Below are 11,050 nucleotides of genomic sequence, written 5' to 3' on the forward strand. Positions count from 1 at the left end.
GTCCTTGCGGCGCTCTCGCGGCATCCATGCCGCTCGACCCACTCCGCGCCACCTGCGTTCGGCCTGCACCCAAGTCGCGTTCTGCGGCGTCTGATCCATCGTGTTGGAAGAGCAACGGCATCTGGCTGGAGCTAACGCTCTTCGCGGATTAGGCGGCCACGCTATTCCTGTTATGTCGCCAATCCCCTGTGGGAGCGAATTCATTCGCGAATGGCTGGTACATTCAACACACCTCCATCGCCAGAACCCTCTTTCGCGAATAAATTCGCTCCCACAGTGAATCTTCAGTGAACACCTAAACCGCGCACGCCGCAGGGTTCGTAAGAAAGGGGCAGCCCGGCGGTCCGGGTGTTGGCAGGTTATTGCACCGCGTGCACCCCGGTCGCCGCCAGCAGTTCGAGCACGTTTTTGGAGGCGTTTTCGACGTGGAGCAGTGCGGCGGCGCAGGCGCCTTCTTCGTCGCGCAGCTGGATGTTGCGGACGATTTCCTTGAGTTCGGCGAGGGTGTGGGGCATGCGCCCTTCCCGGCCCAGGGACAGGGCGCGCAGGAGGCTGACGCGGTTGTTGAGTTGTTCGAGCATGCCGCCGACGACGCGGCTTTGTTCGATGTCGAGCAGGACGTGGTAGAAGCGGCGCTTGATGTCCAGCAACGCTGTGCCGTCGACGCTGGTGGTGCGGGACTGTTCGGCGAATTCGTCGAAGACTTCGCTCAGTTCGCCGACGTCTTCGTCGGTGGCGTAGCGCACGAAGTTGCGCACGGCGAGGACTTCCAGCGCGCCGCGTACGTCGTAGATCTGCACGGCGTCCTTGGCATCCACCGAGGCCACGTAGGCGCCGCGATGGGGCACTTGTTCCACCAGCCCTTCCGCTTCCAGTTGCCGCAATGCTTCACGCAGCGAGGTGCGGCTGACGTCCAGCGCGGTGTACAGCTGTTGTTCCACCAGACGATCCCCAGGCTTGAAGCGCCCCGAGATGATTTCATTGCGCAGTGCATCCTGCACTTGATGCCGCAAGGACGACGCCTGACGTAGTACTTTCATGCTGTATTCCTGAAGACCTGTGAATGCCACGGTGGCGGCCTTCCTTTTGCGGGAAGACCACGATTGAATCCGGGGCCGATCCTCATGATCCGGCCCGTCTAAAGCAATCGTATTGTATTACAGGACTTTTCGGAAAATTAAAATCAGCAGATCGTCTGGTTTACCACGCCACGATGGTGGAGTCGGCCCTGGGCTCGGTGCCGCCACATAACACGCCTGTGTCCGGATCACGCACGATGATCTGCCCGCGACCGAATTCCGTGGAGTCGTAGGCGATGCTGATGTCGTGGCCCTGTCGCGCCAGTCCCGCTGCCAACGCTTTTGACGCGCCTTGTTCGATGCCGACTCTCATCCCGCCCAACCACTGCCAGCGCGGTGCGTCGAGGGCCGCTTGGGGGTTGAGGCGGAAATCCACCAGGTTCATGACCATCTGCACATGCCCTTGAGGTTGCATGTAGCCGCCCATCACGCCAAACGGCCCCACCGCCTGGCCGCCCTTGGTGATAAACCCCGGAATGATCGTGTGAAAGGTTTTCTTGCCAGGGACCAGACAATTGGCGTGCGCGGGATCGAGGCTGAATTCTTGCCCCCGGTTCTGCAACGCCAGCCCGCTGTCGGGCAGCACCACGCCGGAGCCGAAGCCGTGGTAGTTGCTCTGGATGAACGAGACCATGTTGCCCTCGGCGTCGGCGGCGGCCAGGTAGACCGTGCCGCTGGCGTGGGGATCGCCCGGTGTTGGCGCCTGGGCGTGTTCGGCGATCAAGGCCCTCCGTGCATCGCTGTAACGGTCGCTGAGCAGATCCTCGACCGCGACGCGCATGTGCAATGGGTCGGTGATGTGGTGCAGGCCGTCGCTGTAGGCCAGCTTCATGGCTTCCAGCTGACGGTGCCAGGTCTGCTGGCTGTCGCGATGGTCGAAATCGAAGCCTTCGAGGATCTTCAGCGTCATCAGCGCCACGAGGCCCTGGCCGCTGGGCGGGATTTCCCAGACGTCGTAGCCCCGGTAATTGACGCTGATCGGATCGACCCACAGCGGGCGAAACGCGGCAAGGTCTTCAGCGCGCAAATAGCCGCCCGTGGCTCGCGAATGAGCGTCGATGCGCTGCGCCAACGCGCCGCGATACAGGCTCTCGCATTGGGTGTTGGCCAGTTCTTCAAGGGTGCGCGCCTGCGCCGGGTTGCGAAACAGTTCTCCGGCGTTCGGCACCCGGCCGTCGACCAGAAAGGTGTCGAACCAGCTGTCCAGCACCGCGTCCCGATGGGGACTGAATTCGTCGAACGCTTTTTGCCATTGATGGGCGACCACGGGTGAAAGCGGAAAGCCATCCCGGGCCAGGCTGATTGCCGGTTGCAGCAGATCAACAAACGGCAACTTGCCAAACCGTCGAGACAGTTCAGCCCAGGCCGAGGGGCAACCGGGCACGGTGACGGGCGTCCAGCCGTACAGGGGCATCTCGGTGTGGCCGGCCGTTTTCACGGCCTCGATGCTCAATGCTGCCGGGGCGTGACCGTTGGCGTTCAGGCCGTGCAGTTGGCCCTGGGTCCAGACCAACGCAAACGCGTCACCGCCGATGCCGCAGCCGGTGGGTTCGACGACGGTCAGGGCCGCGGCCGTGGCAATCGCGGCATCGATGGCGTTGCCGCCTTTTTGTAGCATTTCCATCCCTGCCTGAGCGGCCAGCGGTTGCGATGCGGCGATCATGCCTCGGCGGGCAAAAACGCTCTGGCGTTGGGACGGATACGGATAGTCGTGGGCAGAAAAATTCAACATGTCGAAGGCTCTATCAATGCGGGATTCGTGGACCAGACCGGCTGGGCCTCAGAGAACGCGGCTGAGAAACGCCTGGGTACGGGGGTGATTCGGACGGCTGAAAATCTGTTCCGGGGGCCCCTGCTCGATCAGTTCGCCCTGGTCCAGCACCACCACGCGGTCGGCGACCTCTCGGGCAAAGCCCATTTCATGGGTCACCACGACCATGGTCATGCCGTCTTCGGCGAGTTCTTTCATCACCTGAAGCACCTCGCCGACGGTTTCCGGGTCAAGGGCGCTGGTGGGCTCGTCGAACAGCATGGCTTTGGGTTTCATCGCCAGCGCGCGGGCGATCGCCACTCGCTGTTGCTGCCCGCCGGACAGCATTGAGGGATAGTGCGCGGCCTTGTCCGCCAGACCGACCCGCGCCAACAACTCACGGCCCTGATTCAACGCAGCCGCTTTTGGGACGCCGAGCACATGGATCGGCGCCTCGATGATGTTCTCCAACGCGGTCATGTGGGCGAACAGATTGAAGCGCTGGAACACCATGCCGATGTCGCGACGCTGGCGGGCGATGTGCCGCTCGGACTCACGCACCAGAGTGCCGTCGGCCCGCTCGCGATAGCCCATGGCCTGGCCGTTGACCCGGATACGTCCGGACTGAATGTCTTCCAGCAAATTGATGCAGCGAATGAAGGTGGTCTTGCCCGACCCCGAAGCGCCAATCAGCACCACCACTTCGCCTCGCCGCACTTGCAGCGAGATGCCCTTGAGAATTTCCAGGTCGCCGAAGGACTTGTGAATGTTCAGCGCCTCGATGATCAGTTCGTCACTTTGATGCGCCATCTCAACGCCCCCTCAGCAGTTTCATTGCGCTGCGACCGAACATGCGTTTCGCCGCCGGTGGCTGTCGGTCCGACTGGCCGAAGCGCTGTTCCAGCCAGCGCTGGAAGAAGCCCCACAGCGTGGTCAGCATCAGGAAGTAAATCGCCACCACCAGGTACAGCTCGAAAACGCGGAACGTCGCGGAGGTCACCATTTGCGTGCTAAGCAGCAGTTCCTGAACGCCGATGACGCTGACCAGCGTGGTGTTTTTCAGCATCACGTTGAATTCGTTGCCCAGCGGCGGAACGATGACCCGAAACGCCTGGGGCAACACGATACGGCGCATCAGCTTGCCGAAGGTCATGCCCAGCGAACGCCCGGCCTCGTACTGACCTTTGTCCACCGCGCCGATCCCGGCACGAATGATCTCGGCCATATACGCGCCTTCGTTCAGCCCCAGCGCGATGATCGCCGCCTGAATGTTGCCCGGCACGATGAACCAGCCAAGGTCGATGTCTTCGAAGCGGAAAATCCCGCCCGCCGCCAGCGCGGTGTAGAGAAAGACGATCTGCACCAGTAACGGCGTGCCGCGCATCAGCCATACGTAAAAACGCACCGGCAGGTTCAACAGCGGGTTCTTCGACAGGCGCATCAACGCTGCGATCAGGCCCAGCGTGCAACCCAGCAGCATCGCTAGCACACTGATCAGGCACGTCAGCCACAGCCCGGTGACGTAGACGCCACTGGGTTGCAGGAGGTATTGCCAGAACACATCCCAATTGAAATTCATCGGTCTATCCCGTTCGGCGCTGACTCAATCGAGCTTGTCGCTTTCGACATGCCATTTGGCGAGCAACTGGGTGTAGCTGCCGTCGCTGCGCATATCGCTGATCACCTGCTGCACAGCGGTGGTCAGTTGCGCGTCGTCCTTGCGAATGCCCAATCCGGTGAGGATGCGGCTGAACGCGGGCACACCTTCCTGGAAGAGATCGGGGGCCATGTTGGCGTAGTAACCGGCGGTTTCCACGGTGGTGCCGTACGCGTCGACCTGGTTGATGCGCAGGGCCTGGAAGGCGTCGGTGTCGGTGTTGTAGACCACCAGCTTCAGCGGCGGCTTACCGGCTTTGGTCAGGGTTTCGTTCTGCGCGTCGAGCAGGGTCTTGATCGTCGACCCGTTGAGCACCGCGACCTTGTGCCCGGACAGGTCATCCAGCGATTTGATGCCCTTGGGGTTGCCCTTGGGCACCACCACCGACTGGCTGGAATACATGTAGTTGACGATGTTGATCACTTCGCGACGTTCGGGTTTGTCGAACAACTGATCGACGATCATGTCGCACTGCTGCGCCAGTAACGCGGGCACCAGCCCGGAGAACGGAATCACCCGCCACTCCACCTTCTTGCCCCCCAGCCGCTTGGCGATCTCGACACCGAGGTCGATGGTCAGGCCCACCGGCTTCTGCGCGGCGTCGAACGACACGAGCGGGGGTGAATCCATGCCCGAGCAATAGGTGACCTTGTCGACCTTCTGCAAACGGTCGGGCACGGTCGGCGCGGCGAACACCTGCGATGCGCAGAGACTCAGGGAAATGGCGGCGGCCAATGTGGCGGGTGTGTGCATGACGGAAGCTCCGGTTTCGGTAAGAAAGTAAGGGCAGTTCTGAACGTCACAGCGGTACGGCGTTACAGCGGCAGGCTGACGGCCCGCTCTGGTTCTTTGGGGCAAGCTAGGGGTGTTTTTGTTGCTCCAGAAAGGCGATCAGGCTAGGCACCGTGCCTTCGATGTGGTCGCGCAGGACCCGCTCGGCGTGATTGGCGTCGCCAGCGCGCACGGCATCGAGAATCACCGCGTGTTCATCGCGGGCGCTGAGGGGCTTCTCGCCGTGCTCCAGCCAGACCCGCATGTGCGGCTCGATGACCGTGTACAGCGCGGAAATCTGCCGCATCAACCGCGCGCGCTCGCTGAGGCTGCAGAGGTATTCGTGAAACGCGCGGTGACGGCTGACCCACTCCGAACTGTCGTCGCGGTAGTCGTCCATGTCGTCGAGCAGGCGCTCCAGATGGGTAAGGTGTCGTTCGGTGATTTTGGGCACCGCCACGCGGATCGCCAGGCCTTCCAGCGCGCTGCGCATTTCGAAGACTTCGCGCATTTCGTCGATGTTCAGGCCACTGACGACGGCGCCGCGGTTGGGCCGCAACGTGACCAGTCCGTCGGCCGCCAGGCGCCTGAACGCTTCGCGCACCGGCATCCGGCTCATGCCGATCTCCCCCGCGATGTCTTCGGCGATCAGCCGTTCACCCATGCGGTAAGTGCCCTTGCAGATGGCGTCGAGCAGAAAAGCGTACGCCTCCTCTTCGGCGGTCACGGGTTGACGTTCGGTGTAACGCGGCACGGGGCGCATGAAATCACCTCTTTGAATTTTTGTATCCAATAATCCACGGATGCATAAAAGCAAAAGCGGTGCCAAGGTCAGCAGCACCCCGCCAACTGTCTGACCGGAATGGAAAATGTGCAGGGGTAGGTTTCGGGGGGCGTATCGGACTGCTACTTCACGCACCAGGAATGGGTAGATAACGCACGATGATCGTGCGTTCGGGAACGGGAAGGGGGTGGTGGGGTTCTGCGGGAGCGAATTCATTCGCGAGAGGCCGATACATCCGATAAACCTCTGCGGATGTGCCGCCGTCTCGCGAATAAATTCGCTCCTACAGGGGACTGCGGCGTTTGTCAGACAGGCCGCAACAATGGCGCCCTGTCTGACATCAACCCTCTTACTTGTTGAACGTCGTGTAGCTGTTGATCAGGTTGCGGTAGTTCGGGATGCGCTGGGACAGCAGGTTGGCGAGGCCTTCCATGTCGTTGCGCCAGTCGCGTTGCAGCTCGCAAGCCACGGCGAACCAGTTGACCAGTTGCGCACCGGCAGCGGACATACGCGCCCAGGCGGCTTGTTGAACCACTTCGTTGAACGTGCCGGACGCATCAGTCACCACGAACACGTCGAAGCCTTCTTCCAGCGCGCACAGGGTCGGGAACGCCACGCAGACGTCGGTCACGACACCGGCGATGATCAATTGCTTGCGGCCGGTCGCCTTGATCGCTTTGACGAAATCTTCGTTGTCCCAGGCGTTGATCTGGCCAGGACGGGCGATGTACGGCGCGTCCGGGAACATTTCCTTCAGCTCGGGCACCAACGGACCGTTCGGGCCAGATTCGAAGCTGGTGGTCAGGATGGTCGGCAGTTTGAAGAACTTGGCGCAGTCGGCCAGGGCCAGCACGTTGTTCTTGAACTCGTTCGGCGAGAAGTCCTGCACCAGCGAGATCAGGCCGGTTTGGTGATCGACCAGCAGGACCACGGCATCGTTGATGTCCAGACGTTTGTAGGGAGCGGTCATGATTGACTCCATTGAGTGAGTGACTGAGGTGTGGCGTTTCGTTTATTGGGGTCAGCGAACGGCGCTGACCCCTGCCCTCGCCCATTCAGCCCGGCGAGGGATTTCAGGCTCTTTTCAATCGCCGGTCAGAACGCGAAGCACGAACAGCCGAACGCGCCCCAGAAGCCCTGGAAGTCACTGACCGGGACTTTCGACATTCGCGCCTTGTCGTGGCTGTGGGCATGCACCCCGCACGGCCCGCTGCACTGGTGAACAGCAGCGGCCATCGGCGCGCCCTGACGCCAGTGGCCTGGCACCTTGGCCACGGGCGACCAGTCCGGCAGCACCGGCACGCTCGGCGGCGCCAGGTCGTCGAATTCTTCGGTGCCGTACACCACCTTGCCGTCGACGATGGTCAGCACCGATTCGATCCACTTGATCGACTCTTCCGGCACGCTGAAGAAGTTCTGCGACAACGCCACCACGTCCGCGAGCTGGCCCACCTTGATCTGGCCCTTCTTGCCCTGCTCGGACGAGAACCAGGCGCTGCCACGGGTGAACAGCTCCAGCGCCGTCTCGCGGGACAGGCCTTCCGGGTACAGTTCCAGACCGCCAACGGTGCGCCCGCTGACCATCCAGTACAGCGAGGTCCAGGGGTTGTAGCTCGACACGCGGGTGGCGTCGGTGCCCGCCCCCACTGGCACGCCTTCGGCCAGCATGCGTTTGATCGGCGGCGTCGCCTCGGCGGCCTGCTTGCCGTAACGGTCAACGAAATATTCGCCCTGGAACGCCATGCGGTCCTGAATCGCGATGCCACCGCCCAGCGCCTTCACCCGCTCGATGTTCTGCGGCGTGATGGTTTCGCAGTGATCGAAGAACCACGGAATGCCGTTGAACGGGATCTCGCGGTTGACCTTCTCGAACACGTCGAGCATCCGCGAGATCGATTCGTTATAAGTGGCGTGCAGGCGGAACGGCCAGCGGTGCTCGACCAGATGGCGCACCACCGGCTCAAGGTCCTGTTCCATGCCAGGTGGCAGGTCGGGACGCGGTTCGAGGAAGTCTTCGAAGTCGGCGGCGGAGAACGTCAGCATTTCCCCGGCGCCGTTGTGGCGCAGGAAGTCATCACCCTGGTGCAGGGTGACGGTGCTGGTCCAGTGCTTGAAGTCGTTGAGCTCTTCTTTCGGCTTCTGGGTGAACAGGTTGTAGGCGATGCGCACGGTCAGCTGTTTCGCTTCGGCGAGCTGGGTGATGACGGCGTAATCGTCCGGGTAGTTCTGGAAACCGCCTCCGGCGTCGATGGCGCTGGTCAGGCCCAGACGGTTCAGCTCACGCATGAATTGCCGGGTCGAGTTGACCTGGTATTCCAATGGCAGTTTCGGCCCCTTCGCCAGCGTGGAATACAGGATCATCGCGTTGGGCCTGGCCACGAGCATGCCGGTCGGGTCGCCCTTGCTGTCCCGCACGATTTCGCCGCCCGGCGGGTTCGGCGTGTCACGGGTGTACCCGGCCACTCGCAAGGCAGCGCGGTTGAGCAGCGCGCGGTCGTAGAGGTGCAGGACGAACACCGGGGTGTCCGGCGCCGCCTGATTCAGCTCTTCGAGCGTCGGCATGCGTTTTTCGGCGAACTGGAATTCGTTCCAGCCGCCCACCACGCGCACCCATTGCGGGGTTGGCGTACGGTCGGCCTGATCCTTCAGCATACGCAGCGCGTCGGCCAGCGAAGGCACGCCCTCCCAGCGCAGTTCGAGGTTGTAGTTCAGGCCGCCACGGATCAGGTGCAAGTGCGAGTCGTTGAGGCCCGGAATCACCGTGCGCTGGTGCATGTCGATGACCTGTGTGGCGCTGCCGCGCAGGGACATGATCTCGGCATCGGTGCCCACAGCGACGAATTTGCCGCCGCCAATGGCCACGGCGCTGGCTTTGGGTTTTTCCTGATCGACCGTGTGAAAGTTGCCGTTATAGAGAATCAGATCGACGTTCATCGCGCCTCCGGGGGCAGAAGAGTGGGATGCACCGACCGCAAGGCCAGTGACGGGAAATGAGGAGAAAACGGCCGCCGCCGCGCTGAGCAGCGAGCCGGTGGCGACGAAGCGGCGGCGGTCGCTGTTGGTGGGTTCATCCTTCATGGTCGGCACCGGGCAATGGCTCGGGTTTGGCGTTCAGCCATGGCGCGGCCAGCTTTGTCGCTTGGGGCATCAGCAGGTACACCACCAGCAACACGATGGTGATCGTCACCAGCGCCGTGCTGATTACGTAATTAGCGAGCAACGGAAATGCGCGGAAGACCGGGCCCCACAGCAGTGGGATCAGCAGGGTCAGCGGGCAGATCACGCAAAAGGTCACCACGGCCTGTTTCCAGCGTGGCGGCGGTGGCAGCTCGCTGGCCGGGACGAACCAGAATTCGCTGTGGCGATTGACCTCGGTGGTGTCGCCGTCGGCGAGCATGTGCGCCACTTCAGCGACCAGGTCGCGGCGCTGGGTAGAGCTGAGCCAGCTCTGCATGACCTCGGTACAGGAGAAGCGCAGCACACAGGTGAAGGTGTGCAAACCGTCGGACTTGCCGCAAACGACGTCCACCCCGAGGTGCCCCGGGTAGGTGCTGGCAATGGTGACCGTGCGGCGCAGCCAGGCTTCGTATTGCGTTTCCATCCCGTGCTTGACGCGGTGCTTGACCACCAGCGTGACGATTTCGTCGGGTGACAACGTCGACGGCGCGGGGATATCGGCGGACAGAACGGTTTCAGGCATAGCGAAGCGCTCCCGGCAGGCGAAGATTGAGCGCCAGACGACCGGGACCGGCAATCAATACGCTGGTGAAAATGATGATCAGCAGCCAGCCGAACTGGCCTTGCTCGACGCTCCAGTCGCTGTGCACCACGACCAGCGCCACCAGCAGCAGAAACAGAATCGGCAGGCAGGCAAGCCGGGTCAGCACACCGGCAAGGATCAGCAGTGGGCACAGCACTTCGGCGAAAATCGCCAGGCTCAGGGTCAAGACGCCGCCCAAGTGGAAAGGGTCTTCGATCAGCGTGAGTTGCGCCTTGTAATCCAGCAACTTGGGCAGACCGTGGACGAACAGCAGAAACAGCGCACCGCTGCCCCGCAGGCACAACAGCCCCAGGTCCAGCGCGCGGTCGTTGAAAGTCGAATAGCTCATTTCACACCAACGGATTCATGAATACCGCCATGTCCTCGATGAGGGGTGGCAGGTCTTGAAGCCATAGTGTCGTGGGGGGGATGAGGGGGTATTGAACGGACGTGCTGTGAATGGACGGTTTGTGCGTGGCAGAGGGGTGGGTAAATCAGGCAGACCGCTATCGCTGCCGTCGTAACCTCCGGCGTCTCCCACGGGATTTCGCGCCATCCTTGATCCCGGGGGGCACGATCAACAGTAGAGGCGTCGATCGCAGGTCGCGGATTCGCAACAAGTCCTGTGGGAGTCGCCGGAGGTTACGACGGCAGCGAAGACAGTGGATCAGGAAACGCTGAATCGCATGACACCGCCTCAATTGGCTTCCTGAATCTGCCCCTTGCGCTCCATGATCATCCGCTCGCCGCTCCGCTGACGTTCCTGCTGCAGGGAATCACTGTTGCCGCTGGAGGACGGCGCCGACGACGAGCCACCCACGCCGTTACCCGGCCTCAATGCCGGATTGGTCGTGCCCACGTTACCGTTGTTGACGCCACCGTTGTTCACGCCATTTTGCCCGGTCCCGTTATTGACCCCGTTGGTGGTCGAGGTGTTCGGCGCGGTGGTGTTAGTGCTGTTGCTGCCGTTGGTGTGGGCAGCGTCGGTGTTGTTGGCATTCGTGCCATTGGTGCCGGTGGCGTTGGTATTGCTGCTGTTGCTGCCATTGGTGTGGGCGGCGTCGGTGCCGTTGACGTTCGTGCCGTTGGTCCCCGTGGCATTCGTGTTGCCGCTATTCGTGCCATTGGTCCCGGTCGCGTTGGTATTGCCGCTGTTAGTGCCATTGGTCCCGGCAGCGTTGGTTCCGGCGGCCCCTGTACCTGCCGCACCAGCTGCACCTGCCGCGCCACCTCCAGCAGCCCCGCCTCC

At 62.3% G+C, this 11,050-nt stretch carries 10 protein-coding genes and 1 pseudogene; all 11 read right to left on the minus strand.

Going from position 1 to position 11,050, the window contains the following annotated elements:
• Window positions 1-359: 359 nt before the first annotated feature.
• Window positions 360-1,040, minus strand: coding sequence for a GntR family transcriptional regulator (locus GVN17_RS29260; RefSeq protein ID WP_166598753.1), 681 nt, complete (start codon window positions 1,038-1,040; stop codon window positions 360-362).
• A gap of 160 nt (window positions 1,041-1,200) precedes the next feature.
• Window positions 1,201-2,811: a gamma-glutamyltransferase family protein gene (locus GVN17_RS29265; protein ID WP_166598754.1), complete on the minus strand. Its 1,611-nt coding sequence runs from the start codon at window positions 2,809-2,811 to the stop codon at window positions 1,201-1,203.
• A gap of 48 nt (window positions 2,812-2,859) precedes the next feature.
• Window positions 2,860-3,639 carry an amino acid ABC transporter ATP-binding protein gene (locus tag GVN17_RS29270; protein WP_166598755.1) on the minus strand — a complete coding sequence of 260 codons (780 nt, stop codon included), beginning with the start codon at window positions 3,637-3,639 and terminating at the stop codon, window positions 2,860-2,862.
• A gap of 1 nt (window position 3,640) precedes the next feature.
• Entirely contained in the window at window positions 3,641-4,408 is a 768-nt protein-coding gene (locus tag GVN17_RS29275) for an amino acid ABC transporter permease (RefSeq protein WP_166598756.1), read from the minus strand.
• Window positions 4,409-4,432: 24 nt separating this feature from the next.
• Window positions 4,433-5,239, minus strand: a complete 807-nt coding sequence (locus GVN17_RS29280; RefSeq protein ID WP_166598757.1) for an ABC transporter substrate-binding protein — start codon at window positions 5,237-5,239, stop codon at window positions 4,433-4,435.
• A gap of 106 nt (window positions 5,240-5,345) precedes the next feature.
• Complete coding sequence (locus GVN17_RS29285) at window positions 5,346-6,020, minus strand: GntR family transcriptional regulator (protein WP_166598758.1); 675 nt, start codon at window positions 6,018-6,020, stop codon at window positions 5,346-5,348.
• A gap of 370 nt (window positions 6,021-6,390) precedes the next feature.
• A complete protein-coding gene (gene ycaC, locus GVN17_RS29290; RefSeq protein ID WP_166598759.1) occupies window positions 6,391-7,011 on the minus strand; it encodes an isochorismate family cysteine hydrolase YcaC in 621 nt (206 codons plus the stop codon).
• Window positions 7,012-7,136: 125 nt separating this feature from the next.
• Window positions 7,137-8,975 (minus strand): amidohydrolase, encoded by a 1,839-nt coding sequence (locus GVN17_RS29295; protein WP_166598762.1) that lies wholly within the window; start codon window positions 8,973-8,975, stop codon window positions 7,137-7,139.
• Window positions 8,976-9,108: 133 nt separating this feature from the next.
• Window positions 9,109-9,741: an antibiotic biosynthesis monooxygenase gene (locus tag GVN17_RS29300; RefSeq protein ID WP_166598760.1), complete on the minus strand. Its 633-nt coding sequence runs from the start codon at window positions 9,739-9,741 to the stop codon at window positions 9,109-9,111.
• On the minus strand, window positions 9,734-10,150 hold the full coding sequence (locus tag GVN17_RS29305; protein WP_166598761.1) for a DoxX family protein: 417 nt from the start codon (window positions 10,148-10,150) through the stop codon (window positions 9,734-9,736). Before GVN17_RS29305 ends, GVN17_RS29300 begins: the two co-directional genes overlap by 8 nt.
• Window positions 10,151-10,498: 348 nt before the next feature.
• Window positions 10,499-11,050, minus strand: a pseudogene (locus GVN17_RS29310) (hypothetical protein); the annotation flags it as partial.

It is taken from the genome of Pseudomonas sp. SLFW, from assembly GCF_009905615.1.
GTDB classification, from domain to species: domain Bacteria; phylum Pseudomonadota; class Gammaproteobacteria; order Pseudomonadales; family Pseudomonadaceae; genus Aquipseudomonas; species Aquipseudomonas bambusae.

What these genes read in the sequence shown, in the direction of transcription:
- GVN17_RS29260 (WP_166598753.1), bottom strand. Translation starts at nt 1,040, where the DNA reads ATGAAAGTACTACGTCAGGCGTCGTCCTTGCGGCATCAAGTGCAGGAT.
- GVN17_RS29265 (WP_166598754.1), bottom strand. Translation starts at nt 2,811, where the DNA reads ATGTTGAATTTTTCTGCCCACGACTATCCGTATCCGTCCCAACGCCAG.
- GVN17_RS29270 (WP_166598755.1), bottom strand. Translation starts at nt 3,639, where the DNA reads ATGGCGCATCAAAGTGACGAACTGATCATCGAGGCGCTGAACATTCAC.
- GVN17_RS29275 (WP_166598756.1), bottom strand. Translation starts at nt 4,408, where the DNA reads ATGAATTTCAATTGGGATGTGTTCTGGCAATACCTCCTGCAACCCAGT.
- GVN17_RS29280 (WP_166598757.1), bottom strand. Translation starts at nt 5,239, where the DNA reads ATGCACACACCCGCCACATTGGCCGCCGCCATTTCCCTGAGTCTCTGC.
- GVN17_RS29285 (WP_166598758.1), bottom strand. Translation starts at nt 6,020, where the DNA reads ATGCGCCCCGTGCCGCGTTACACCGAACGTCAACCCGTGACCGCCGAA.
- ycaC (WP_166598759.1), bottom strand. Translation starts at nt 7,011, where the DNA reads ATGACCGCTCCCTACAAACGTCTGGACATCAACGATGCCGTGGTCCTG.
- GVN17_RS29295 (WP_166598762.1), bottom strand. Translation starts at nt 8,975, where the DNA reads ATGAACGTCGATCTGATTCTCTATAACGGCAACTTTCACACGGTCGAT.
- GVN17_RS29300 (WP_166598760.1), bottom strand. Translation starts at nt 9,741, where the DNA reads ATGCCTGAAACCGTTCTGTCCGCCGATATCCCCGCGCCGTCGACGTTG.
- GVN17_RS29305 (WP_166598761.1), bottom strand. Translation starts at nt 10,150, where the DNA reads ATGAGCTATTCGACTTTCAACGACCGCGCGCTGGACCTGGGGCTGTTG.